Annotated in this window: 29 protein-coding genes, 1 other RNA gene and 1 pseudogene; 12 read left to right on the top strand and 19 right to left on the bottom strand. The window is 62.0% G+C overall.

Translation table 11 applies throughout. The features are described 5' to 3' along the window. Positions 1 to 5: 5 nt before the first annotated feature. Positions 6 to 560, top strand: a complete 555-nt coding sequence (locus tag AC0L16_RS13250) for a hypothetical protein (RefSeq protein WP_473621233.1) — start codon at positions 6 to 8, stop codon at positions 558 to 560. A 9-nt stretch (positions 561 to 569) separates the two neighbouring features. Here AC0L16_RS13250 and AC0L16_RS13245 read toward each other — a convergent pair whose 3' ends face one another. After that, positions 570 to 1,211, bottom strand: a complete 642-nt coding sequence (locus tag AC0L16_RS13245; RefSeq protein ID WP_473621232.1) for a TetR/AcrR family transcriptional regulator — start codon at positions 1,209 to 1,211, stop codon at positions 570 to 572. Between the two features lie 112 nt (positions 1,212 to 1,323). Here AC0L16_RS13245 and AC0L16_RS13240 point away from each other — a divergent pair, with 112 nt between their 5' ends. Together AC0L16_RS13240 and AC0L16_RS13235 are read left to right on the top strand one after the other, a co-directional pair. Next, complete coding sequence (locus tag AC0L16_RS13240; protein WP_473621230.1) at positions 1,324 to 2,157, top strand: Rossmann-fold NAD(P)-binding domain-containing protein; 834 nt, start codon at positions 1,324 to 1,326, stop codon at positions 2,155 to 2,157. Position 2,158: 1 nt separating this feature from the next. Further along, entirely contained in the window at positions 2,159 to 2,641 is a 483-nt protein-coding gene (locus tag AC0L16_RS13235) for an anthrone oxygenase family protein (RefSeq protein WP_473621229.1), read from the top strand. 15 nt (positions 2,642 to 2,656) lie between these two features. On the opposite strand, the gene AC0L16_RS13230 is transcribed toward AC0L16_RS13235, so the two are convergent. The 3 genes from AC0L16_RS13230 to AC0L16_RS13220 form a co-directional block, all read right to left on the bottom strand. Then, positions 2,657 to 2,989: an Rdx family protein gene (locus tag AC0L16_RS13230; protein WP_473621228.1), complete on the bottom strand. Its 333-nt coding sequence runs from the start codon at positions 2,987 to 2,989 to the stop codon at positions 2,657 to 2,659. A gap of 63 nt (positions 2,990 to 3,052) precedes the next feature. Next, positions 3,053 to 3,802, bottom strand: coding sequence for a YebC/PmpR family DNA-binding transcriptional regulator (locus AC0L16_RS13225; RefSeq protein ID WP_473621227.1), 750 nt, complete (start codon positions 3,800 to 3,802; stop codon positions 3,053 to 3,055). A 225-nt stretch (positions 3,803 to 4,027) separates the two neighbouring features. Next, entirely contained in the window at positions 4,028 to 4,351 is a 324-nt protein-coding gene (locus AC0L16_RS13220) for an ArsR/SmtB family transcription factor (RefSeq protein ID WP_095487445.1), read from the bottom strand. A 51-nt stretch (positions 4,352 to 4,402) separates the two neighbouring features. On the opposite strand from AC0L16_RS13220, the gene AC0L16_RS13215 reads away from it, so the two are divergent. From AC0L16_RS13215 to AC0L16_RS13205, 3 genes are read left to right on the top strand one after another with little or no spacing between them, the layout of a single operon-like run. Then, entirely contained in the window at positions 4,403 to 4,885 is a 483-nt protein-coding gene (locus AC0L16_RS13215; RefSeq protein WP_473621226.1) for an SRPBCC domain-containing protein, read from the top strand. Positions 4,886 to 4,901: 16 nt separating this feature from the next. Beyond that, positions 4,902 to 5,264, top strand: coding sequence for a hypothetical protein (locus AC0L16_RS13210; RefSeq protein ID WP_473621225.1), 363 nt, complete (start codon positions 4,902 to 4,904; stop codon positions 5,262 to 5,264). A 27-nt stretch (positions 5,265 to 5,291) separates the two neighbouring features. Beyond that, positions 5,292 to 5,759, top strand: a complete 468-nt coding sequence (locus AC0L16_RS13205) for an SRPBCC family protein (protein ID WP_473621224.1) — start codon at positions 5,292 to 5,294, stop codon at positions 5,757 to 5,759. Between the two features lie 5 nt (positions 5,760 to 5,764). On the opposite strand, the gene AC0L16_RS13200 is transcribed toward AC0L16_RS13205, so the two are convergent. The 6 genes from AC0L16_RS13200 to ssrS form a co-directional block, all read right to left on the bottom strand. Next, the gene (locus AC0L16_RS13200; protein WP_473621222.1) at positions 5,765 to 6,052 is read right to left on the bottom strand and encodes a BrnA antitoxin family protein; all 288 of its coding nucleotides are present in this window, start codon (positions 6,050 to 6,052) and stop codon (positions 5,765 to 5,767) included. Then, positions 6,033 to 6,278 (bottom strand): BrnT family toxin, encoded by a 246-nt coding sequence (locus AC0L16_RS13195; RefSeq protein ID WP_473621221.1) that lies wholly within the window; start codon positions 6,276 to 6,278, stop codon positions 6,033 to 6,035. Before AC0L16_RS13195 ends, AC0L16_RS13200 begins: the two co-directional genes overlap by 20 nt. A 100-nt stretch (positions 6,279 to 6,378) precedes the next feature. Next, complete coding sequence (locus tag AC0L16_RS13190; RefSeq protein WP_254022931.1) at positions 6,379 to 7,146, bottom strand: TerC family protein; 768 nt, start codon at positions 7,144 to 7,146, stop codon at positions 6,379 to 6,381. Positions 7,147 to 7,236: 90 nt separating this feature from the next. Further along, complete coding sequence (locus AC0L16_RS13185; RefSeq protein WP_473621219.1) at positions 7,237 to 8,061, bottom strand: TIGR00282 family metallophosphoesterase; 825 nt, start codon at positions 8,059 to 8,061, stop codon at positions 7,237 to 7,239. Between the two features lie 81 nt (positions 8,062 to 8,142). Further along, on the bottom strand, positions 8,143 to 8,730 hold the full coding sequence (locus AC0L16_RS13180; protein WP_473621218.1) for a 5-formyltetrahydrofolate cyclo-ligase: 588 nt from the start codon (positions 8,728 to 8,730) through the stop codon (positions 8,143 to 8,145). 95 nt (positions 8,731 to 8,825) lie between these two features. After that, positions 8,826 to 8,981, bottom strand: a non-coding RNA gene (gene ssrS, locus AC0L16_RS13175) — 6S RNA. Positions 8,982 to 9,162: 181 nt separating this feature from the next. On the opposite strand from ssrS, the gene AC0L16_RS13170 reads away from it, so the two are divergent. The 5 genes from AC0L16_RS13170 (at position 9,163) to msrB (ending at position 13,461) form a co-directional block, all read left to right on the top strand. Then, positions 9,163 to 10,002, top strand: a complete 840-nt coding sequence (locus AC0L16_RS13170; protein WP_473621216.1) for an AAA family ATPase — start codon at positions 9,163 to 9,165, stop codon at positions 10,000 to 10,002. 174 nt (positions 10,003 to 10,176) lie between these two features. After that, positions 10,177 to 10,623 carry a GNAT family N-acetyltransferase gene (locus AC0L16_RS13165; RefSeq protein ID WP_473621215.1) on the top strand — a complete coding sequence of 149 codons (447 nt, stop codon included), beginning with the start codon at positions 10,177 to 10,179 and terminating at the stop codon, positions 10,621 to 10,623. A gap of 308 nt (positions 10,624 to 10,931) precedes the next feature. Then, the gene (locus tag AC0L16_RS13160) at positions 10,932 to 12,122 is read left to right on the top strand and encodes a vWA domain-containing protein (RefSeq protein WP_473621213.1); all 1,191 of its coding nucleotides are present in this window, start codon (positions 10,932 to 10,934) and stop codon (positions 12,120 to 12,122) included. Then, positions 12,123 to 12,944 carry an MBL fold metallo-hydrolase gene (locus tag AC0L16_RS13155; protein WP_473621212.1) on the top strand — a complete coding sequence of 274 codons (822 nt, stop codon included), beginning with the start codon at positions 12,123 to 12,125 and terminating at the stop codon, positions 12,942 to 12,944. It begins immediately after the preceding gene. Between the two features lie 112 nt (positions 12,945 to 13,056). Beyond that, on the top strand, positions 13,057 to 13,461 hold the full coding sequence (gene msrB / locus AC0L16_RS13150) for a peptide-methionine (R)-S-oxide reductase MsrB (RefSeq protein ID WP_473621210.1): 405 nt from the start codon (positions 13,057 to 13,059) through the stop codon (positions 13,459 to 13,461). A 75-nt stretch (positions 13,462 to 13,536) separates the two neighbouring features. Here msrB and AC0L16_RS13145 read toward each other — a convergent pair whose 3' ends face one another. Then, on the bottom strand, positions 13,537 to 13,881 hold the full coding sequence (locus tag AC0L16_RS13145; protein ID WP_473621208.1) for a hypothetical protein: 345 nt from the start codon (positions 13,879 to 13,881) through the stop codon (positions 13,537 to 13,539). Between the two features lie 207 nt (positions 13,882 to 14,088). On the opposite strand from AC0L16_RS13145, the gene AC0L16_RS13140 reads away from it, so the two are divergent. Continuing rightward, positions 14,089 to 14,598 (top strand): arsenate reductase ArsC, encoded by a 510-nt coding sequence (locus AC0L16_RS13140; RefSeq protein ID WP_473621207.1) that lies wholly within the window; start codon positions 14,089 to 14,091, stop codon positions 14,596 to 14,598. Between the two features lie 22 nt (positions 14,599 to 14,620). Here the strand turns inward: AC0L16_RS13140 and AC0L16_RS13135 are convergent, their stop codons facing one another. From AC0L16_RS13135 to livM, 8 genes and pseudogenes are all read right to left on the bottom strand, one after another. Further along, positions 14,621 to 15,076 carry a hypothetical protein gene (locus tag AC0L16_RS13135; RefSeq protein WP_473621205.1) on the bottom strand — a complete coding sequence of 152 codons (456 nt, stop codon included), beginning with the start codon at positions 15,074 to 15,076 and terminating at the stop codon, positions 14,621 to 14,623. A 48-nt stretch (positions 15,077 to 15,124) separates the two neighbouring features. Then, complete coding sequence (locus tag AC0L16_RS13130) at positions 15,125 to 15,385, bottom strand: DUF2312 domain-containing protein (RefSeq protein WP_023800031.1); 261 nt, start codon at positions 15,383 to 15,385, stop codon at positions 15,125 to 15,127. Positions 15,386 to 15,780: 395 nt separating this feature from the next. Continuing rightward, on the bottom strand, positions 15,781 to 19,239 hold the full coding sequence (pyc, locus tag AC0L16_RS13125; RefSeq protein WP_473621204.1) for a pyruvate carboxylase: 3,459 nt from the start codon (positions 19,237 to 19,239) through the stop codon (positions 15,781 to 15,783). Between the two features lie 232 nt (positions 19,240 to 19,471). Then, entirely contained in the window at positions 19,472 to 20,602 is a 1,131-nt protein-coding gene (locus AC0L16_RS13120) for a branched-chain amino acid ABC transporter substrate-binding protein (protein ID WP_473621202.1), read from the bottom strand. Between the two features lie 139 nt (positions 20,603 to 20,741). After that, on the bottom strand, positions 20,742 to 21,089 hold the full coding sequence (locus tag AC0L16_RS13115) for a DUF6867 family protein (RefSeq protein ID WP_077380712.1): 348 nt from the start codon (positions 21,087 to 21,089) through the stop codon (positions 20,742 to 20,744). Between the two features lie 17 nt (positions 21,090 to 21,106). Further along, the gene (locus tag AC0L16_RS13110) at positions 21,107 to 21,835 is read right to left on the bottom strand and encodes an ABC transporter ATP-binding protein (protein ID WP_473621293.1); all 729 of its coding nucleotides are present in this window, start codon (positions 21,833 to 21,835) and stop codon (positions 21,107 to 21,109) included. After that, positions 21,835 to 23,022 carry an ABC transporter ATP-binding protein gene (locus tag AC0L16_RS13105; protein WP_473621201.1) on the bottom strand — a complete coding sequence of 396 codons (1,188 nt, stop codon included), beginning with the start codon at positions 23,020 to 23,022 and terminating at the stop codon, positions 21,835 to 21,837. Before AC0L16_RS13105 ends, AC0L16_RS13110 begins: the two co-directional genes overlap by 1 nt. Continuing rightward, a pseudogene (gene livM / locus AC0L16_RS13100) lies at positions 23,022 to 24,128 on the bottom strand (high-affinity branched-chain amino acid ABC transporter permease LivM); the annotation flags it as partial. The gene AC0L16_RS13105 and the pseudogene livM, both read right to left, overlap by 1 nt. Positions 24,129 to 24,158: the final 30 nt, after the last annotated feature.

The raw sequence follows: 24,158 nt of genomic DNA, 5'->3' as shown, positions 1-24,158 counted from the left end.
TTTTGTTGACTGAAGCCACCCGCGACAGGAGGGTGGACTGGTTCGCGAAGGACAGCGACATGATGGCATTCAACGATAAACGATGGTCCGGCCTCACGGGCGGATACAAGGTCGTTTATGATCCACGACCGGCCTTGCGAAGGCTGACCGTTCACTACGGTGACAAGTCGGTCTGGGACGAGCTCTGGAACGAACTGCATCATCAGGGCGATGTTGGAGACGCGTCTTACGCCGCGGTTGTGGAACTGGCTCGCATCTCCGAAGGCCAAACTCCAGTATATTGGGGAGCTTACGGTCTGGCCGCGACGATCGAAGAAGCGCGATTGGCCTACGACCGGAACCCTCCGGTTCCGGATTGGATCGAACCACACTACAAAACTGCGTGGCAGATCCTTTTCGAATTGGCCTTGCGGGACCTGGCAGTTTCGGCGGATGACCCGACCGTAAACTGTGCATTGGCTGTTGTCGCCCTTTATAGAGGCCGGTTCAATCTCGGCCGAATGGCGATGTGCACCGAAGACGAACGCGCGGAAATGCTGCGGGATTATTTCGGCCGGTAGCCTCCGGCCCTATTCGCCGACCAGTTCGCGCAGCGCCATCCGCTTATAGGCAGCGACCAGGTCGTCGCCTTCTTGCCGTCCGACCGAGATCGCCAGCCGCATGGTGGCCTCGCCCATCTGCCAGATGAGAAGCGCCGTCGTTTCGAGCGCCGCCGGATCGGCGGCGGGCCGCAGCCGCTTCAGCACCGCGGTGAGGAATTCGGCGTTGGCCCGGCTGTCGGCGAGCTCGAGTTCGCGCAGCGCCTTGTCGGCCTGTGTGCCCGACCAGATGTCGCGCATCACCGGCTCCGCCAGGAACAGCCCGTAATAGATATCCACCAGTTCGAAAAATGCCCGCCGCAGCCCTTCGGCGTCGCTGACCTCGGAAAGGGCTGCCGCGATGCAGGCCTGGCTTTCGGCGGTGTGGCGCTCGGCCAGTGCCCGGATGATCGCCCGCTTGTCCGGGAAGAACTGGTAGAGCGAACCGATCGACACCCCGGCCCGTTCCGCCACCTCGCCCATGCGCATGGCGTCGCTGCCTTGCTCGGCGATCAGCGCGGAAGCGGAGGCCAGCATCCGCTCGACCCGCTCGCGGCTGCGTTGCTGGCTTGGCGCCCGGCGCGGCGATGCGATCTGGCCATCCTGCGAACCCGATTCGGTCGAGCCTTCCATCATTGTCTCCCGGCGAATGATCAACAAATTGGCTTGACTCACAAAATACGAGGGTTTATCACGTTTTGCAAATGCGAGGATTACTCATGTTTGTGAGCAAAGGAAAATCACCATGATCGACACAGCAACAAAACCGACTTTGATCCTCGGCGGCACCGGCAAGACCGGCCGTCGTCTCGCAGACAGGCTGATGGCGCAGGGCTTGCCGGTAAGGATCGGCTCGCGCTCGGGCACGCCACCGTTCGACTGGGAAAACAAAGCCACCTGGGCCTCCGCGCTTGATGGTGTCGGTGCCGTCTACATCAGCTACTATCCCGATCTTGCGGTTCCCGGTGCGGCCGAAGCGGTCGGCACTTTCGCCAACCTTGCCGTGGCAAGCGGTGTGCGCCGGCTGGTGCTGCTGTCGGGGCGCGGCGAAACCGAAGCGCAACGTACCGAAGAGATGCTCAAAGCCTCGGGCGCCGACTGGACGATCCTGCGCTGCGCCTGGTTTTCCCAAAACTTCAGCGAGAGTTTTTTGCTCGATCCGCTGCTCGCCGGTGAGGTGGCTTTGCCGGTCGGCATTGTCGGTGAACCATTCGTCGATGCCGACGACATTGCCGATGCCGCCGTTACGGTGCTCACCCGGCAAGGCCACATCGGGCAGCTTTACGAACTGACCGGGCCACGGCTGCTGAGCTTCGCCGACGCGGTCGCCGAGATCGGCAAGGCGAGCGGTCGTGACATCCGGTTCAAACGGATTTCGCATGCCGAGTTCACCGCCGCTGTAGCCGGGTACGAGTTGCCGGCCGAGTTCGCCTGGCTGCTCAACGAGCTGTTCACCGAAGTGCTCGACGGTCGCAACGAGGCGCTGACCGACGGCGTCGAGCGCGTGCTCGGCCGCGCCCCAAAGGACTTTTCCACCTATGCAACCGAAACCGCTGCTACGGGCATCTGGAGTGACTGACATGATCATGAAACTGCTTCCCGCCCTCACCTTCATCGCCGCGCTCGGCTCGGGCGTCGTCGCTGGTGTCTTCTTCGCCTTCTCCAGCTTCGTCATGCCGGGCCTCGCCCGCATGCCGGCTGCGGGCGGCATCGCCGCCATGAATTCGATCAATGTCACTGCGGTGACGCCGATGTTCATGACCGCGCTTTTTGGCACCGGGCTGATCTGCCTTGTGCTTGCCGTCGGCGCTGTCATCGGCTGGGGCCAACCGGGTTCATTGTGGCTTCTCGCCGGCGCCCTGATCTATCTCGTCGGCAACCTGATCGTGACGATGATTTTCAACGTGCCACTCAACAACGCACTGGCAGCCGTCGATCCGGCCAGCGCCAACGGCGCCGCAGTGTGGGCCACCTATCTCAGGGACTGGGTGATGTGGAACCACGTCCGCACCATCACCGCAATCGCAGCACTGGCCTGCTTCATCATGGCGTGGCGGGGTTAATGCAGGGACCCTGCATCAGGCAGGGTCTTTTGACGTGGTATCTTTTTCTTTTGACTTGTCGTTCTTGCGGTCGACATGGCCAAGATCGCGGTCCGGATCGATCACGTCGCGAACCAGCTGCTTGAGCCTTGCGGCATCGGGAAAGCCGCCGTCGCGCTTGCGGTCCCAGACCAGAGTGTCGTTGCAGGAAATGGTGAAGATGCCGCCGGTGCCGGGCACCAGCGTCACCTCGCCCAGGTCCGTTGCGAAGGTCGACAGCAGCTCCTGCGCCATCCAGCCGGCACGGAGCAGCCAGTGACACTGCGAGCAATACATGATGCGGACCTGGGGTAACGGCTTTTCGGTCATGTCAGATTGAGCTCCGCTCATATGTCAGATTGAGCTCCGCTCATGTCTCGGGCTGAGCCGTGCTCATGCCGCGCTGAGTTTCGCCATGGTCTCGTCGTCGACCTCGAAATTGGCGTAGACGCTCTGCACGTCGTCATCGTCCTCGAGCGTCGCGACCAGCTTCATCAGCGACTGTGCCCGCTCCTCGTCGACCGCAATGTTGGTCTGCGGCTTCCAGATCGGCTTCACCGATTCAGCCTCGCCGAGCGCGCCTTCCAGCGCCTTCGACACCTCGCCGAGGTTCTCGAACGCGCAATAGATCCTGTGGCCCTCCTCGTCCGACTGGACGTCATCGGCCCCGGCCTCGATCGCCGCATCCATGACCTTCTCGGCGCCACCGACCGACGCCGGATAAAAAATCTCGCCGACACGGTCCCACATGAACGACACCGAGCCGGTTTCGCCCATCGCCCCGCCGGCCTTGGTGAAGGCGGCGCGCACATTCGACGCCGAGCGGTTCCGGTTGTCGGTCAGCGCCTCGACGATCAGCGCGACGCCGCCCGGTCCGTAGCCCTCGTAGCGCACGGCTTCATAGGTCTCGGCATCGCCCATCGACGCCTTGTTGATGGCGCGCTGGATGTTGTCCTTCGGCATCGACACCGCCTTGGCGTTCTGCACCGCAAGACGCAGGCGCGGGTTCATCGACGGATCCGGCGTGCCGCTCTTGGCGGCGACTGTTATTTCGCGCGCCAGCTTGGAAAACATTTTCGACCGCACCGCGTCCTGGCGGCCCTTGCGGTGCATGATGTTCTTGAACTGTGAATGGCCAGCCATGGCACCCCTGTCGTCTTCTTGGCAGAGCATCCTGCAGCGAGGTAGTCACCTCGCCTTTTACCAAAATGCTCGAATTCAAAATTTCAGAACGTCCCTGCTGCGTCCGGATGGACGTACGGCGCTCTATCTCGGAATGGCCGGCTTATAGATAAATCGGCTCAATTCGTCCAGCCGCGCCGTAAGGGCGGTGCGCAACACGCCCGCCAGTTGCATGCCTCCGGCCGCTCACTCCTCCAGATCGGATTTCAGCCGGTCGAGAATGCTGATCGCATGCGTGGCGTACTGGCTGATCCAGCGGTCGTGGATCTGCTTGATCGGCAGCGCATTGAGATGGTTCCAGCGTTCGCGCCCCTCGCGCCGCGCCACCACCAGGTCGGCTTCCTCCAGCACTTTCAGATGCAGCATGACGGTGCAGCGGTCCATGTCGGGAAAGGCATCGCACAGCATGCCGGTGGTCCGCGGCGCGTCCTTCAGCTCGTCCAGCAGCGCACGCCGGCGCGGATGCGCCAGCGCCTTGAAAACATTGTCGTCCTGAGCTTTGCTTGACATGTTATATTTTTATAACATAATGCGGTTCTGATCAAGGAAGGAGCTGTGGATATGTCTCTAGGATTCAGAGTTTCGGGCCGCATCGGCAAACCGGTCGCCGAAGTTTTCGACGCGGTCGTCAACCCGAACAAACTCAGCGGCTATTTCACCACCATCGGCGGCGCCAGCGCCCCGCTGGGGGCCGGCGCCAAGGTCGTCTGGTGGGGCAAGGTCCCGGTCGAGGTCGACGAGGTGGAAAAAGACAACCGCATCGTGCTGCGTTGGGACGCCACCGACGCCGACGGCAAGCCGGCTTACAAGACGCGCATCGAGATGAATTTCGAGCCGCTGGACGACGGCGGCACCTTCGTCACCATCGCCGAGGCCGGCTGGCACGAGGACGCGGTCGGCCTGAAGAAGTCCTACCTCAATTGCGAGGGCTGGTCGCAAATGCTGGCCTGCATGAAGGCCTATGTCGAATACGGCATCAATTTGCGCGACGGCTACTATCGCAGCGAGATGAAGGGCGAGCCCGCCAATGAAGACAATATCTAAGAAGACGGAGGAAAGAATGGCTGCGAAAATCACCGGCGGCATCAACATCGCCATGAAAGTGCCGTCCCACCAACACCAGGAGACGATCGCCTTCTACCGCGATGTCGTCGGCCTGAAACCGTTCACGGCCAAGGCGCCGGCGATCGGTTTCGAACTCGGCCCCAATCGCCTGTGGATCGACGAGGCGCCGATGCTGAGCCAGGCCGAGGTCTGGCTGGAGTTGTTCACCGACGATTTTCCGGCCGCCGCCGATCATCTCGCCAAGGCCGGCGTTGTGCGCTGCGACGCCATCGAGGCGCTCGGCGAAAGTTTTCGTGGCGGCTGGATCACCAATCCGGCCAACATCATTCACCTGGTGCGCGAACCCGACGCCTGGTGACGGAAACGTGTACGGAAGGAGGACGAAATGGACTTCCGTGAGATACCGACCGCCGAATCCGGCATGCTGATCCGGAGACCGGTCGCAGAAGTATTCGAAGCCATCGTCGATCCGGCGATCACGACGAAATTCTGGTTCACCCACGGCAGCGACAGGCTCGACAGCGGCAACGAGGTTCGCTGGGAATGGCGGATGTATGGCGTTTCGACGCCGGTCACGGTCAGCGAGTTCGTCAGCAACGAAAAGATCGTCCTGCAATGGAGCGATCCGCCGACCACGGTGGTCTGGACTTTTACCGAGACGCCGGGCGGCACCTTTGTCGAGGTTCGCAATTTCGGTTTTGCCGGCAGCCCCGATGAACAGGTCAAGCAGGCGATCGGCTCGACCGATGGCTTCGCGCTGGTGCTCGCCGGCGCCAAGGCCTGGCTGGAGCAAGGCTTGACGCTTGGCCTGATCGGCGATCGTCATCCGAAGGGCGTGCCGACCCTTAGCTGAAGCGCTCAGGACCGCCGCTTTTCCTGCTCCGTCACATGACGACGGAGCACGCGGTTGATCTCGGTTTGATAACCGCCACCCTCGACGTGCTCCTTGAACCAGGACAGCACATCAGCGTCGAGCCGAATGGTCACCGGTTGCTTGAGCGGCCGATAAAGATGCCCGCGGCGAGCGTGAACCCAGTTCTCGGTCGGGGCTTCCGGAATGTCGGAAGTATCGATTTCGTCGTCAGGCAAATCAGCCAGCTTGGCAAGCTGCTCGCGCTGATCCTGGCTAAGCTCCTTCCTGCTCATAGCGCCTCCTTTCATGCGGCGTCGCTTTTCGGGCGCCGATAATCCGAACCCGTTCTTCATCTTCGAGATCAGGGTATGTGTGCACAACGAGCAAAACCACCAGCATCTCGATCATCCCAATCGCATGCCATCGTTGCTCCCCACCTTCGAACCGGTCAGGCACGATGAGATGAAGCGGATCGTCGAAGACGCCTTTTGCGAGATCGAATGCGACCGTGCTTGGCAAGATTGCGCCTAGCCTTTTCAGCATCCCACTCGAACTGCAAGGCCGCACCATCATTTACAATATTGTACGTACAATTCCGTAAGAGTCAAACGGCGATGACTCAGTGCCCCGCGCCGGCCTTTGCCTTTCTGCGACGTCGCGCCAGCATGTTGAGGCCCTCGACCAGCGCGGAAAAGCCCATGGCGGCGTAGATGTAGCCCTTCGGCACATGGAAGCCCATGCCGTCGGCGATCAGCGTCATGCCGATCATCAGCAGGAAGCTCAGCGCCAGCATGACGATGCTCGGGTTCTTGGCGATGAAGTTGGCAAGTGGTCCGGCCGCCAGCATCATCACGGTGACCGCGACGATGACGGCGATGTACATGATGGCGATCTCGTCGGTCATGCCGACCGCGGTGATGATCGAATCGATCGAGAAGACGAGGTCGAGCAGCAGGATCTGGAAGACGGCGCCGGCCAGCGAAAGCTGCAGCGCCTCGCCTATCATCGTGTCCTGGTGATCTTCGAGATCGACCGTGTGGTGGATCTCCTTGGTCGCTTTCCAGACGAGGAACAGGCCGCCGGCGATCAGGATCAGATCGCGCCAGGAAAAGCCATGGCCGAAAGCGGTGAACACCGGCGCCGTCAACTGGACGATGATCGAGATGGTGGCAAGCAGCACCAGCCGCATGATCAGCGCCGCAGAAATGCCGATTCGCCGGGCGCGAGCCCTCTGCGCCTCCGGCAATTTGTTGGTCAGGATCGAGATGAAGATCAGATTGTCGATGCCGAGCACCACCTCCAGCACAATCAGCGTCAGCAACGCTACCCATGCGGTCGGATCGGAGACAAAGGCGAAATGTGGCGCCAGGAATTCGATGAGCTGCATGGAGGTCGTCCCCTCTTACGATCTGAAGCAGGCGTAGCCGGCAATTAGGTACTGCAATCGCTTACATCAATGTCATGACCAGAACGAATGTCATGACCAGAACGAGGGCGCCGTTTCCTCCAGCCGCGGCCCGCGGCGAAACGGCGCAATCCGCTCGGTCAGGCCGCTGCGATCCGATATGTCGACGCCGACGCCGCACAATGTCGCCGGGCCGCTCGCCGCTTCGAAGCGTCCTTTCGGCACCTTCGACAGAAACCGGTTGAGCGGCTCCTCCTTGTCCATGCCAAGCGAAGAATCATAGTCGCCGCACATGCCGGCGTCTGAGATGTAGCCGGTGCCGCCATTGAGGATATGGTGGTCGCCGGTCGGCTGATGCGTGTGGGTGCCGACGACCAGGCTGGCGCGGCCGTCGACGAAGTGCGCAAAGCACATTTTTTCAGAGGTCGCCTCGGCATGGAAATCGATGACCACCGCATCGGCCTGCTCGCCGAGCGGGCAGGCAGCAAGCTCGCGCTCGCCGGCCTGAAATGGATCGTCGAGTTCAGGATGCATGAACACCCGGCCCATGATGTTGGCGACCAGAACGCGCGCGCCATTCCTGGCGATGTAGACGCCCGAGCCCCGCCCTGGCGTACCCTTGGGGAAATTGGACGGACGCAGGAACCGTTCCTCGCGCGGCGCGAACGCCAGCGCATCGCGCTGGTCCCAGACATGGTTGCCGGTGGTGACGACATCGGCGCCCGCCGCGACCGTCTCGCGAAAGATCTCTTCGGTGATGCCGAAGCCGCCGGCGGCGTTCTCGCCATTGACGATGACGAAGTCGAGTTTGAAATCCGAGATCAGGCCGGGCAGTTGTTCCCACACCGCCGTGCGTCCCGTCTTGCCGACCATATCGCCGAGGAAGAGAAGTCTCATATAAGCCTGATCCCGAACCGAAGGTCAGCGAAGCAAAAAGCTGCATGACTTTCGGAAAAGACCATGCGTCCAGGAACTTTACTACAATTTCGGCGCGAACCGGCGCAACCCGCTCTCGGTGAGTATTTCCGGAATGGTCACGTCATGCAGCTCGTCCGGCACCTGCGCCACCTCCTGGCAGTCGAAAGCAATGCCGATCAGCCGCGGCGGCTGCCCCTTGTCGACCAGCCGCGCGATGGCACGGTCGTAATAGCCGGCGCCGTAGCCGATGCGATGGCCGCGTGCATCGAAGGCGGCAAGCGGCACCAGCATCACCTGCGGATCGAGCACCTCGGCCTCCTCATGCGGCCCGACGGTGCCGAACCCCATGTCGATCATCGGTGCGCCGCGCACCAATTCGCGAAAGACGATGGTGGTCTTGTCGAGAATCGCCGGCAGGCAAAGCCTTGCACCTTTTTCGCGCAAGGCGAACATCAGCGGCCGGACGTCGACTTCCGAGCGCATCGGCCAGAAGCCGGAGATGATCTGGCCCGGCTCTATCGCAATGCTGTCCCGCGCGGTCTCGGCCATTTCGAGCGCTGCCTCCACCCGCCAGAACGGATCGAGCGCGTCGCGGCGCCCGAGTGCTTCGCGCCGCAGTTTTTTTTTCAGTTCTTTCAAGGATGTCATGCGCCGACGTGTAGAAAAGGTCAGATTTGGATGGAGTTTTAGGAGCGACGTTTTCCACCGCATGATCCACCGAGGCGTGGATCCTTTGCGTCGAGTGACGATCCACACAACCGGTGGAGAGAGCGATCCCGGGAACCTACAAAGTAGGTGGGCGCCGTATGAGAAAACCCACGGGTCTTCCCAGGGACAGCTCCCTAGGGATCATTAAGGCCCCGGGGAAAATGTTCTCCTGCCGGGAAGCGCAGACCGTCTTGTCCAATATAAGCCGACGATCAACCAAGCGCCATAGCGATGGCCATGCTCGGCGGCTTAATTCGTCACAAAGCCCTGCCTGAGAGTGTCTTGGCACAAGGTTTCACCGCGCCCTCGCCGCTGCGCCTTGCAGCGGCCGGACTGTCTCCTTACGGTTGCCATCACAACCGAGGAGCAAAAATGCGTTTCGAAGGCACGGCGGCCTATGTCGCCGACAAGGATCTGATGGTGGCGGTCAATGCGGCGATCGCGCTGGAGCGGCCTTTGCTGGTCAAGGGCGAGCCCGGCACCGGCAAGACCGAACTGGCCCGGCAAGTGGCGGCCGCGCTCGGCCTCGAGCTGATCGAATGGCATGTCAAGTCGACGACAAGGGCGCAGCAGGGCCTCTACGAGTATGACGCCGTCTCGCGGCTGCGCGACAGCCAGCTCGGCGACGAGCGCTTCAACGACATCAGGAATTATATCAAGCGTGGCAAGCTCTGGGACGCCTTCGCGACGGCCAGGAAGGTCGTGCTTCTGATCGACGAGATCGACAAGGCCGACATCGAGTTCCCCAACGATCTGCTGCAGGAACTCGATCGAATGGAGTTCTTCGTCTACGAGACCGGCGAGACCATCCGCGCCGCTGTGCGCCCGATCGTCATCATCACCTCCAACAACGAGAAGGAACTGCCGGACGCTTTCCTGCGCCGCTGCTTCTTCCACTATATCCGCTTTCCCGACGTCGAGACGCTGCATCGGATCGTCGACGTGCACTATCCCGGCATCAAGCAGAGCCTGGTGCGCGCCGCACTCACCCAGTTCTACGCGATCCGCGAGGTGCCGGGCCTGAAGAAGAAGCCGTCGACCTCCGAGGCACTCGACTGGATCCGCCTGCTCGTGGCCGACGACATCGCGCCCGAGGATTTGCGCGCCGACCCGAAGAACGCGTTGCCCAAGCTGCACGGCGCGCTGTTGAAGAACGAACAGGATGTGCATCTGTTCGAGCGGCTGGCTTTCATGGCGAGAAGGCAGGGGTGAGGAGCGGTCGGCCAAAGCCGACGAAAAGGCAATGATTTGGCTTTTCGAGCGACGAACGCCCGGAGCCATAGCGGAGGGCCGGGCATGCGGCGGACAGCGCTTTCCTGTTGCTGGACCGTTGCCGCCGGCCGGGCACCGGGGCAGCCTGGGCCCGAAGCTTCGGAAGGAAATGAAATGACCGAGATCACCGTCCGCCCACTCGCGCAATCCGACCACGCCGACTGGCAGCGCCTGTGGACTGCCTACCTCACCTTCTACGAAACCAGGCTGCCGGAAGACGTCTATGCCGTCACCTGGAAGCGCCTGTTCACGGCGGGTGAGTTCGAACCAAAAGGGTTCATCGCCACGCTCAGCGGTAAGGCGGTCGGCCTGACGCACTATCTCTACCATCGCTCCTGCTGGTCAGAAAAAAACAACTGCTATCTGCAGGACCTGTTCGCCGACCCGGATGTACGCGGCAAAGGCGTCGGCGCCGCCCTGATCGAAGCGGTCAAGCAGGAAGCCGGCAAGATCGGCGTCAAGAACGTCTACTGGATGACGCACGAGACCAACACCACCGCGCGCAAACTCTACGACCACGTGGCGCGGCGCACCGGCTTCATCGAGTATGATCTGATGTGATGAACGGTCGATTGCCCGGCTTGCCGGATGGATTTGAGGAGGAATGATGACACACTATGTCGGAATCCTTGACGGCGCAGACGATGTCTGGGAGTGCGGGTGCCCGATCTGCCCGGATGTCACGGCGGTGGCGCAAGTCCCGAGGAAGCAATTGCCGACGCGACGTCCGCCACCGCGAATGGATCGAAGCACGTATTGCAAAGCACTTACCCATACCCAACCCAAGGACGGTAGCGGATTTGCTGCGATCCAGCGAAATCGACAGGCCCGGGCGTGAATCCGCCGTCATCGTGAGGCACAGATAGCAATTGTTCATCCCCTTCTTCCTCGAACTGAAGGCTGCGCGGGTTCCGGTCTCGCTCCGGGAATATCTGTCGCTGCTGGAAGGGCTGGAGGCGGGGCTGGTCGACTATGACGTCGAGGGTTTTTACTATCTCGCCCGCTCGGCACTGGTGAAGGACGAGCGCCACATCGACCGTTTCGACCAGGTCTTTTCGCACATCTTCAAGGGCGTTGAAACGCTGGCTGGCGAAAACCCGGTCGACGTCGAAAACATCCCGGAGGAATGGCTGCGGCGGCTTGCCGAAAAGCACCTGACCGACGAGGAGAAAAAGCTGATCGAGGCCCTCGGCGGTTTCGAAAAGCTGATGGAAACGCTGAAACAGCGGCTGGAGGAACAGAAAGGCCGCCACCAGGGCGGGTCAAAATGGATCGGCACCGGCGGAACCTCACCCTTCGGCGCCTATGGCTACAATCCCGAGGGCGTTCGCATCGGTCAGCACGAAAGCCGCAACCGCCGTGCGGTGAAAGTCTGGGACAAGCGTGAGTTCAGGAATTTCGACGATGCCGTCGAGCTCGGCACCCGCAACATCAAGATCGCGCTGAAACGCCTGCGCCGCTGGGTGCGCGAAGGGGCCGAGGAGGAGTTCGACCTGCCCGGCACGATCCACGCCACGGCCGAGCATGGCTATCTCGACGTGCAGACACGGCCTGAGCGGCGCAACGCCGTAAAACTGCTGATGTTCTTCGATGTCGGCGGCTCGATGGACGATCACATCAGAAGCGTCGAGGAGCTGTTTTCGGCCGCCCGCGCCGAATTCCGCCAGCTCGAATATTTTTACTTCCACAATTGCCTCTACGAGGGTGTGTGGAAGGACAATCGCCGTCGCCATGCGGAGGTGATTCCGACCTTCGATCTGCTCCACAAATACGGTCCGGACTACAAGGTGATCGTCGTCGGCGATGCCTCGATGAGCCCCTATGAGATCGCGCATCCCGGCGGCTCGGTCGAGCACTGGAATCCGGAGGCCGGCGTCGTCTGGCTCGGCCGTCTGCTGCAGCAATGGCCGAACGCGGTATGGCTCAACCCCGAAAGCGAAAAGCACTGGGGTTTTGCCCATTCGATCGCCATGATCCGCGATATCTTTGGCGGCCGCATGTTTCCGCTGACGCTCGCCGGGCTCGACGCCGCGACGAAGCAGCTTTCAAGGAAGCACTGAATGGATTCACGCAAAACAGGACGGCCGACCTGTTTCCTCTGCCTGCAATGTGGCGTCCAGTTCGCTGAAACAGCTGCGCCGCCGGACAATTGCCCGATCTGCGAGGACGAGCGGCAATATGTGCGCTGGGAGGGCCAGGCCTGGATCACGCCGGAACAGCTCGCCGCCGGGCATCGGATCGTGATGAAGGACGACGCCGGCGTGCTCGCCTTCGGCATCGAGCCGCGCTTCGCCATCGGTCAGCGGGCGCTGCTGGCACAGACGCCGCACGGCAATGTGCTGTGGGACTGCATCTCGTTGGTCAGCGACGAGGCGGTGGCCGAAATCAACCGACGAGGCGGCCTGGCCGCGATCGCCATTTCGCACTGCCATTATTATTCGGCGATGGTCGAGTGGAGCGAAGCGTTTGGCGGCGTGCCGATCTATCTGCATGCCGATGACCGCAAGTGGATCATGCGGCCGCATCCGGATGTTGTCAGTTGGCAGGGTGAGACGCGCGCCCTGAACCCGTCGCTGACACTTATCCGTTGCGGCGGTCACTTTGCCGGTGGCCAGGTGCTGCACTGGAAGCGCGACGGCGGCGACGCCATCTTGGCCGGCGACATCTTGCAGGTGACGCCAACCCGCCGCCATGTCAGCTTCATGTACAGCTATCCGAACTACATCCCGCTCAATGCGGCGAAGGTACTCCGCATCGCGTCGGCACTGGAGCCTTTCGCGTTCGACCATATCTACGGCGCATGGTGGAACCAGAACGTCATCGGCGATGCAAAGACGGCATTTGCAGGGTCGGTTGCGCGGTATCTCGCAGCGATCGCCTGAGGAATTCTTCGCGCGCAGCATCGGAAATACCGGCAAACGCCGTAACAAATACCTATTTTTAGGCGAACTTGGGAAGACAACCCCAAAAGCGGCATGAGCCAAGAGGCAAAAAATGGATAGTCACACCTACCCAGTCACTCGCACCGATGCCGAATGGCGCGCCCGGCTGACGCCGGAGCAATATGCGGTGATGCGCAATCACGGCACCGAGCGGCCGGGTAGCTGCGCCCTGCTTCATGAGAAGCGCGCCGGCACTTTTTCCTGCGTCGGCTGCGACCAGCCCTTGTTCGAATCCAAGCTAAAGTTCGAGAGCGGCACCGGCTGGCCAAGCTTCAACGATCCGGTGCCCGGTTCGTTCGAGACGACCGTCGACCGCAGCTACGGCATGGTCCGCACCGAATGCCACTGCGCCCGCTGCGGCAGCCATCTCGGCCACGTCTTCGAGGACGGCCCGCCGCCGACCGGCCTGCGCTATTGCATCAACGGGGTCGCGCTGAAATTCGAGCCGGCTGCCTGACTGCAATTTAAGGTTGTGCAATTCAGCGTTGTCAAAAGACGGATTCGGCCGGCCTTGGCCGGCAGCACTGTCCCGTCAGATAACCACCACCAGGATCAGCCACAGCACGGCCCCCAGCGTCATCAGCGAAGCCTTGAGGCCGCCGGATTTCTCGGCTGTCCGCCACACCGCAAAAGTCAGGAAGAAATTGTACGGCGCCGGCGCGAAATGCACCGCCAGAACGAGAGCGAGCGGCAGCTTCAGCCCGAGCAGAATCAGCGCCAGCACCGACGCTGCGATGTTGATCGCCGTGCCGACAAGGACAAGATCGCGCCAGAACAGCCGGTCTAGCGGCGCCGTGCCTTGCCAGCGCGAGCGGAAAAAACCCGCCGCACGGCCTGCCTCGCCGTCTTCGCTTTCGAAAGTCTCTGGCGCGCTCATCGATGCGGCTTTCTCTCATTCGGCAGCCGCAGAGATTCCCAAAGCAGCAAGCCTGTCAACGCAAATCGATCATCGGCACGCAAGCGTATGATTTGACAAATTGTCATCAAACGGTCGTGAAACCTTTCTACGTCGGCATCTTGGCAAGGACACCCTTGCCCGACTCTGCCGCCCCATCATCCAGTCGCCTGCCAGGGAGGTCTTGAGATGAGCGATAATGTCTACAACGTGCTGTTTCTTTGCAACGCCAATTCGGCGCGATCGATCATGGCGGAAGCCATCCTCGATCGGATCGGTGCCGGCAGGTTCAAGGCCTTTTCCGCCGGTTCGCAGCCGAAGGGCGAGGTCAATCCCTACGCGCTGCAGCTGCTCGAAAGCCTCAGCTACAATACGAGCTTCGCCCGTTCGAAAGGCTGGGGCGAGTTTGCCGAGCCCGACGCGCCGGAAATGAATTTCATCTTCACGCTTTGCGACAGCACCGCGAATGAATCCTGTCCGATCTGGCCCGGTCATCCGATGACCGCGCTCTGGTCGATTCCGGACCCAGCCAAGGCAGACGGCACCGAAGCCGAACTGCATCTTGCCTTTGCCGATGCCTATCGCATGCTCAACAACCGCATCTCGCTGTTCACCAATCTGCGGGTGGATGCGCTCGACCATCTGGCGCTGCAGCAGCATCTCGACCAGATTGGGCGCGACACGGCGAAGCCGAACTAACTCAAGCCACTGCGACGCGAATTCACGAACCGGCTTCGCCACCCTCGCCCAGCACCTCGGCAACGGCGCGCTCGAAACGCGATGCTTCCGTCACCAGCCAGTCGGCCATGGCCGGCCAATTGTCCTCGGCAAAACAGTTCACCCGCCACAGCGAATTGATGCCGAGGCCCTCGCAACTCTGTTCCGGCCTGAGCTTCAACCTGTCTTCGATCGCCGGCTGGAACGGCCTCAACCGCGACCAGGCTTGCGTGGCACCGAACTTCTCGTTGCGGCCGAAGAAGACGCCGACATGGTTCTGCGCCGGCGCGACATACATGGAAAGGACCAGTGCGAAGTCGGGCAGCCCGCGCTGCCAGAACCAGGGTCCGCGCCGCGCCATCAGAGGCCTTTCTTCCGGATGCCGTTCCGCGAACAGCGTCCAGAAGCCGCGTTGGCGGAACTCAGAGGCGCGGCGGCCGCCAAAGTCGAATTCGCTCATGGTTCGACCCGTTGCGGGCGCAACCGGCGCCCAGGGCTGTTACCAGCCTTACACCATGCCGAGTGCGGCTTTGTAGAGATCGAGGATGGTTTCCTCCTCTTGCCGCTCAGCCTGGTCCTTCTTGCGCAGCCGGATGATCGACCGCATCGCCTTGGTGTCGAAGCCGGTGCCCTTGGCCTCGGCGAACACTTCCTTGATGTCGTCGGCGATCGTCTTCTTCTCTTCCTCGAGCCGCTCGATGCGCTCGATGAAAGCTCGCAGCTGGCCGGCGGCAACAGTCTGGCTGGTCTCGGTGATGTCGTCGGCCATTTTTTCTCCGCGTCGTTTTCCTTGCCGCGACTCACGAACCGTCGCGGCGAATTTCCAGCGGTTCGATGCCCGACCGGAGGCGACCGGTCAAGCTGTTATCGATGCGGCATGAAGAGTTGGGCACACCCCAAGGTGTGTTGAGATTCAGGTCAGGCCGAGCCGGAGTCGTAGACGGGCGCGTAGCGAGCAAACAAGGTGGCTGCCGAGAACCGGAGCGGAGCGTACTTAAGTACGTGAGCCCGCGCATGACCCCCGAAATCGAAATCGATTTCGGAAAGGATCATGCGCAAATCAAGTACTACAGCGTCCTTTGCGCGCCCAAGGGGCGCGCGGCGCTGTCGGCAAGCGCAGGAAGCTGGCGTTTGCAGGCCGCATCACCTGAATATCAACGCACCCTATCCGAAGGCGATCAGCAGATCCTTGGCGTCGATCTGATCGCCGGCCCTGACCAGCACTTCGGCGATTGTGCCGTCGCGCTCGGCATGCAATGCCGTCTCCATCTTCATCGCCTCGATCGACAGCAGCACGTCGCCGGCCTTGACCGCCTGGCCGGCGGCAACGGCAAGCGCCGAGACGACGCCGGGCATCGGCGCGCCGACATGCGCCTCGTTGCCCGGCTCAGCCTTGCGCCGCGCCTTGGCGGCGGAAGCGCCGTGCGCCCGATCCGGCACTTTGACCCGGCGCGGCTGGCCGTTGAGCTCGAAGAACACGGTGACCATGCCCTTCTCGTCAACATCGCCGATGGCCAGGCAGCGCACCACCAGCGTCTTGCCCTTCTCGATGTCGACAAAGATCTCGTCCTCCGGCTTCATGCCATAGAAATAGGTCGGCGTCGGCAGCACGCTGACCGGCCCATAGGTTTCCTGCGCTGCGGTAAAGTCGGAGAAGACCTTCGGGTACATCAGCCACGAGGCGAATTCGAATTCGCTGAGTTTGCGTTCGAGCTTGTCTTCGATCTCCTTGCGGCTGGCCTTGAGATTGGCTGCTTTCAGCAGCGAACCGGGCCGCACGGTGATCGGTTTGTCGCCTTTCAGCACCTTCTTTTGCAGTGCCTCCGGCCAGCCGCCGGGCGACTGGCCGAGGTCGCCGCGCAGCATCGATACGACCGAGTCGGGGAAGGCGATATCCCTGGCCGGATTTTCGACATCGGCAACCGTCAGGTCCTGACTCACCATCATCAGCGCCATGTCGCCGACGACCTTGGACGACGGCGTCACCTTGACGATGTCACCGAACATCAGATTGACGTCGTGATAGGTCTGCGCCACTTCGTGCCAGCGCGTCTCCAGCCCGAGCGAGCGCGCCTGCTCCTTGAGGTTGGTGAACTGCCCACCCGGCATTTCGTGCAGGTAGACTTCCGAGGCCGGCCCCTTCAGGTCGCTTTCGAAGGCAGCATACTGGTTGCGCACCGCCTCCCAGTAGAACGAGATGTTCCTGATCCATTGCGGGTCGAGGCCCGGATCCCGCTCGGTGCCCTTCAGCGCCTCGACGATCGAGCCCAGGCAAGGCTGCGAGGTGTTGCCGGACAGGGCATCCATCGCCGCGTCGATGGCGTCGACACCGCTGTCCACCGCCGCCAGCACCGTCGCCGCCGACAGGCCTGACGTGTCGTGCGTGTGAAAGTGGATCGGCAGGTCGGTCGCCTCGCGCAGCGCCTTGAACAGTGCGCGGGCGGCATTCGGCTTCAAGAGCCCGGCCATGTCCTTGACCGCGACGATATGGGCGCCGGCCGCCTGCAACTCCCTGGCCAGCGCGACGTAATATTTGAGGTCGTACTTGGCTCGGGCCGGGTCGAGTATGTCGCCGGTGTAGCAGATCGCTGCTTCGATCAGCTTGCCTTCGGCGCCGACAGCGTCCATGGCGACGCGCATGTTGTCGACCCAGTTCAAACAGTCGAAGACGCGGAACAGGTCGACGCCGCCGCTTGCTGCCTGTTTGACGAAATGCTGGACGACATTGTCCGGATAATTGGTGTAGCCGACGCCGTTGGCGCCGCGCAAAAGCATCTGTAGCAACAGATTGGGCGCTGCCTCCCGCACCAGCGACAGCCGCTCCCACGGGTCTTCGGTGAGGAAGCGCATGGCGACGTCGAAGGTCGCCCCGCCCCAGCATTCGAGCGACAAAAGCTGTGGCAGTGCGCGCGCATAGGTGCCGGCAATGCCGGCGATGTCATAGGTGCGCACGCGCGTCGCGAGCAGGGACTGGTGTCCGTCGCGCATTGTCGTGTCGGTGACCAGCACTTCCTTTCGTGCGCGCATCCAGGCCGCGAATTTCTCCGGCCCAAGCGCATCGAGCTTCTGCTTGCTGCCATCGGGCACATTGCCGTTGAGGTAGGGCACCATGGGCGCCGCCGCATCGGCCTTCGGCTGCGGCCGGCCGCGGGTTTCGGGATGGCCGTTGACGCTGACATCGGCCAGGTAGTTGAGCAGCTTGGTCGCGCGATCCTGCCGCTTCACGCTCGCGAACAGTTCCGGTGTCGTATCGATGAACTTGGTCGTATAGGAATTTTCGGCGAAACTTGGGTGATTGATGATCGCCTCAAGGAAGGTGAGGTTGGTCGCCACCCCGCGAATACGGAACTCGCGCAGCGCCCGGTTCATGCGGGCGATGGTCTCGGCCGGCGTCGGTGCCCAGGCCGTCACCTTCTCCAGCAGCGGGTCGTAGAAACGGGTGATGACCGCGCCCGAATAGGCGGTGCCGCCATCGAGGCGGATGCCGAAACCGGTGGCGCCGCGATAGGCGGTGATGCGCCCATAGTCGGGAATGAAATTATGCTCGGGATCTTCCGTGGTGATGCGGCACTGCAGCGCGTGGCCGTTGAGCCGGATATCCCCCTGCGCCGGCACGCCCGATTCCGGCGTGCCGATGGCAAAGCCATCGAGGATATGAATCTGCGCCTTGACGATGTCGATGCCGGTCACCTGCTCAGTGACGGTGTGCTCGACCTGGATACGCGGATTGACTTCGATGAAGTAGAATTTGCCGGTGTCGGCATCCTGCAGGAATTCGACCGTGCCGGCGCCGATATAGCTCGTCTCGCGCGCGATTTTGAGCGCGTAGCCGCAAAGCTCTTCGCGCTGCGACATCTCGAGATACGGCGCCGGCGCGCGCTCGATCACCTTCTGGTTGCGGCGCTGGATCGAGCAATCGCGCTCGAACAGGTGCACGGCGTTGCCGTGTGTGTCGCCCAGCACCTGGACCTCGACATGGCGGGCGCGCTCGATCAGCTTTTCGAGATAGACCTCGTCCTTGCCGAAGGCGGCTTTCGCTTCGCGCTTGCCCTCCGTCACCTCGCGGGCGAGATCGGCTTCCGAGCGGATGGCGCGCATGCCGCGGCCGCCGCCGCCCCACGATGCCTTCAGCATCACCGGATAGCCGATCGTCCTGGCGAGTGCCTTCACCGCCGCCACTTCGTCCGGCAGGGGATCGGTGGCGGGAATTACCGGCACGCCGACCTCGATTGCCAGGTTGCGTGCGGCGACCTTGTTGCCGAGCCTGCGCATCGTATCCGGCTTCGGTCCGATGAAAATGATGCCCGCCCTGGCGCAGGCCTCGGCGAATTCAGGGCTTTCCGACAACAGCCCATAGCCCGGATGGATGGCATCGGCGCCCGACAGCCTGGCGACGCGGATCACTTCCTCGATCGACAGATAGCTTTCGATCGGCCCCATATCCCTGGTCAGATGCGGCCCGCGCCCGACCTGGTAGCTTTCATCTGCCTTGAAGCGGTGCAGCGAGTATTTGTCCTCCTCGGCCCAGATCGCCACGGTCTTGAGGCCGAGTTCGTTGGCCGCGCGGAAGACGCGGATGGCGATTTCGGACCGGTTGGCGACAAGGATCTTCGTGATTGCCAAGGACAAGGCTCCGGACGCTGGCGGGAAGGGAACTGGAGCCATGATTAACGCGAAAATGCTGCAGCGCAAACAAAATCGAAGAAGTCATTAAACCGATTTAGTTTGATTTATCGCGTGGCACATTACGTGTCGGTCCGGACAACGCATCGCAGTCCCGATCCGGGCTTTCGGGAACTCCCATGATAAATGCCCGGCGCGAGGCGCCGGGCATTTAATGTGGGCAACGGTCCGGTTATTTGCCGGGTGCGTTCTCGACATAGGTGTACTTGCCGTCGTCACCCTTTTTCCAGGTGTACATGACGTAGTCCGGGCGGGTGATGTCGCCTTTCGCATCATAGCCGATCTCGCCGATCGTGGTCTTCCAGGGGCCGGCCGACTTGATGGTCTCGGCAACCTTCTGAGCGTCATCGGCTGATCCGGCCTTGGCGATGGCGGCCGCGATGATTTCCATCGCCGCGTAGGAGTAGAGGGTATAGGCCTCAGGCTCGAAGCCGGCTGCGCGGAACTTCTCAACGAGTTCCTTGGCGTTCGGATTCTTGCGCGGATCCGGAGCGAACGTCATCAGCGTGCCGTCGACGGCGTCGCCGGCGATGGAGGCCAATTCGTTTGACACGATGCCGTCGCCGGACATGAAGGTTGCCTTGAGGCCCTGGTCGGCGAGTTGGCGTATGATCAGGCCGGCTTCGGTGTGCAGACCGCCATAGTAGACGACGGAGACGCCCGCGTCCTTCATCTTGGCGATGAGGGCCGAGAAATCCTTGTCGCCGACATTGATACCTTCATACATGGCCTCGGTCACGCTATTGGCTGCAAGCGCCTTCTTGGTTTCGTCGGCGAGGCCTTGGCCATAAGGCGTCTTGTCATGGATGACAGCGATCTTGGCATCCTTGAAGTTCGCGGCGAGATAGTCGCCAGCAACCTTGCCCTGCTGATCGTCGCGTCCGCAGGTGCGGAAGGTGTTCCACATGCCGCGTTCGGTGAACTTCGGATTGGTCGCAGCCGGCGTGATCTCGAGGATACCGTTCTCGGCATAGACTTCCGATGCCGGGATCGAAACGCCCGAGTTGAAGTGGCCGACCACATACTTGACGCCGTCGGCGACGAACTTGTTGGCGACCGAGATGCCCTGCTTCGGATCGGAGACGTCGTCGCCGACCGTGAGCTTGACCTGCTCGCCGTTGATGCCGCCGGCCGCATTGATGTCGGCGACAGCCTGTTCGGCGCCCTTTTGCAGCTGCGCGCCGAAGGCGGCGTTGGGACCGGTGATCGGACCGGCAACGCCGACCATGATGTCAGCCCACGCGCTTCCGCTGAACGCGACAAGCGCGGTCAGGGCGACGGCGGACAAAAGTGATTTTCTCATGTAAAACGCTCCCATTTACAGAGTGGGCGTGGATGATGCTTTCATGCGATGCCCACTTTTACTCGCAGAAAACGTACTTTGCCGATTTTCAGGCACTTGTCACGCCAATTCATCCCCGGAACGGCGTTAATGGTGAACGTCAACCCTTTGGTTTCCAGCTCAAAAGCGATGCTCTTTCGTAGAGCCAGTTATACTGTGTCACCATCTGGTTGGTGCGCGTGTATTGATAGCCGATGAACCCCAAAATCATCAGGACGATGGTGTCGACGATGTAGTAGTGCAGCGAGAACATCGTGCCGCCGAACAGTGCGTGATGGATGAACCTTACGGCGATGCCGAGGCCGAGCAAATAGGCGAACAATTGGACGACGCTGCGCCATGTCTGGGCGCAGGCCTTGCCCGTCATCCATGCCGCCCAGCCGCCAAGCAGGCAGGTGACGAAGAAGAACTGCCAGACGGAGGGTTCCTCGTAGAGAATGCCCTGCATGATGAAGACTCCTGAACTCAGTGATGGCCGCCTTCGAGATAGGCGGCGCGCACGTCCGGATCGGCGAGCAGTTCCTTGCCGGTGCCGCTCATCGTCACATTGCCGTTGACCATGACATAGCCGCGCGTGGCGAGCTTCAGCGCGCCGAAGGCGTTCTGCTCGACCAGGAACACGGTCAGCCCCTGCGTGCGGTTCAACTCGCGGATCGCGTCGAAGATCTGCTTGACGATCAGCGGCGCCAGGCCTAGCGACGGCTCGTCGAGCAAGAGCAGTTTCGGCCGCGCCATCAGCGCACGTCCGATCGAAAGCATCTGCTGCTCGCCGCCCGACAGCGTGCCGCCGCGCTGGGCAATGCGTTCCTTCAGGCGTGGAAACAGCGTGAACACCTTCTCGACGTCCTCGTCGTAGTGCTGGAGGTTGTCGAGGCTGGCGCCCATCTGCAGGTTTTCCATCACCGTCATGCGCGGGAAGATGCGACGGCCCTCCGGCGACTGGGCGATGCGCATGCGCGCGATCTCATGGGTCGGCAACTGGGTGATGTCGGTGCCGGCGAAGGTGATGGTGCCGGCCCGAGCGCGTGGTGCACCAAAAATGGTCATCATCAGCGTCGACTTGCCGGCGCCGTTGGCGCCGATCAGCGCCACGATCTCGCCCTGCTTGACGCTGACATCGACGCCGTTCAGCGCCCTGATGTTGCCGTAGTAGGTCTGGACGCCCTTAATGTCGAGCAGCGTTGTGCCGGCCATCATTCATTCCCTCCGCCCCGGTTGGAGTCGCCCGGTGTCTTGGGCTTTGCCGGAGCCTTGGCGGCCGGCTTTGCCGCGGAGGATTTCGCTGCGGAAGGTTTCGCCGTCGGTTCGGCTTCGGCCGGCGATGCGGGCCTTGCCGCCGCGCCCGACCTTGCATCGACCTGACCGGCTTTCGACGCGCCCTTCGACACCGTGACCCGTTCGCCCTCGCTGTGTCCGACCGTGTCGGTCACCGGTCCGGCGAAATACGAGGACGACGAGTCCGGACCGTGCGTCGAATCCGGGCCGGTGTCGAGTTGCTCGATGACGTCTTCGTCGCCGACCTCGATCAGCACCGTCTCGACGTCCTCGTCTTCGACCCCGAGATAGGCGGCGATGACACGCGGGTCGGTGCGCACCGCATGCGGGCTGCCGTCCGAGATCTTGCGCCCGTATTCGAGCACCACGACATGGTCGGAAATCTGCATGACCACCGCCATGTCGTGCTCGATCAGCAGGATGGAGGTGCCGGTGTTGTCCTTGATGTCCATCAGCAGCGCGTTGAGCGCCATTGATTCCTTCGGATTGAGCCCGGCCGCCGGCTCGTCGAGGCAGAGCAGCTCCGGACCCGTGCACATGGCCCGCGCGATCTCCAGGCGCCGCTGCGCGCCGTAGGGCAAGTCGCCGGCTGGATCGTCGGCTCGATTGACGAGGTCGGCCTTTTCCAGCCAGTGCCTGGCGAGGTCGATCGACTCGGCCGACGCCGTCCGGTAGCCGCTGAAGCCAAACAGGCCTAGGATAGTGTAGCCGGACGCCTTCATCAGCTTGTTGTGCTGCGCCACCAGCAGGTTCTCCAGCAGCGTCATGCCCGAGAACAGACGAATGTTCTGGAAGGTCCGCGCCACCTTGGCGCGCGCCGGAATCTCATGGTTCGGCAGGCGTTCGAGCAGATAGCTCGAGCCGTCCCGCCGGTTGAGCGTGATCATGCCTTCCGACGGCTTGTAGAAGCCGGTGATGCAGTTGAACACGGTGGTCTTGCCGGCGCCGTTCGGCCCGATCAGCGCAGTGATCTCGCCGCGCCTGGCCTGGAAGGACAGGTCACCGATGGCGACCAGACCGCCGAACTTCATCGACAGATGATCGACCTGCAGGATGGCGTCGTTCATGCCCGGGTTGGCCTTCTGAATCGAGCTCGCATCACTCATCAGCCGTGACCCTCCTTGGTGAAGGAGCCGGACACCGCCCTGCTCTCCTTGAGGAAGGCGGTCGGTTCACGACTGCCGACGAAGCCGCGCGGCTTCCACAGCATGACGATGACCATGGCCATGCCGAACAGCAGCATGCGGTAGAGTTCCGGCGTGAAGTCGGGACCGAAGACCTGCTTCAGGAAATCGAGCTCGCGCAGCACCTCGGTGCCGCCGATCATCACCATGGCGGCGACGGCGATGCCGACCAGCGAACCCATGCCGCCGAGCACGACGATGGCGAGGATGATGGCCGATTCCAGGAAGATGAAGGATTCGGGGCTGACGAAACCTTGCCGCGCAGCGAAGAACGAGCCAGCGAAGCCGCCGAACATGGCGCCGGTGGCAAAGGCGGTGAGCTTGGTAGTGGTGGTGTTGATGCCGAGCGAGCGGCAGGCGATCTCGTCTTCGCGCAGCGCTTCCCAGGCGCGACCGACGGGCATGCGCCTAAGCCTTATGGTGACGAAGGCGGTGAGCAGGCAGAGCCCGAGGATCAGGTAGTAGAGGAAGATCTTGTAGTAGGCGCTCGACGTGGCGATGTCGAAAACCTTGGCGATATAGTTGGGATCCGAGACGTTGAACGTCATCAGGCCGAAAAACGTGACCTTGGGGATGCCGGAGATACCGGCCGAGCCGTTGGTAACCTCACGCCAATTGATCAGCACGAGACGAATGATCTCGCCGAAGGCCAGCGTCACGATTGCCAGGTAGTCGCCACGCAGGCGAAGCACTGGAAAACCGAGCAGCACGCCCCAGAAGGCGGCCATGGCGCCGGCGGCAGGCAGCAGGATCCAGAACGACAGGCCATATTGCGTGCCGAGCAGCGCATAGGCATAGGCACCGACGGCGTAGAAGGCGACGTAACCAAGGTCGAGAAGGCCGGCGAGGCCAACGACGATGTTCAACCCCCAGGCCAGCATCACGTAGATCAGGATCTGGATGCCGAAATTGTCGACCCATTTCAGAGAACCCTGGAACCCGGCGGCCACCGATCCTCCGTACAGAGCAAGCACCAGCACGACAATGACCGGGTAGAGCGCCAGTGCGGTTATGCCCAATGCCGAGAAATGGGCATGGATGAAGGTTCGGAAATAAAA

It is taken from the genome of Mesorhizobium sp. WSM4848 (assembly GCF_055811375.1).
The sequence above is the reverse complement of the archived record's forward strand: the minus strand, read 5'-3'. Positions and strand labels throughout refer to the sequence as shown.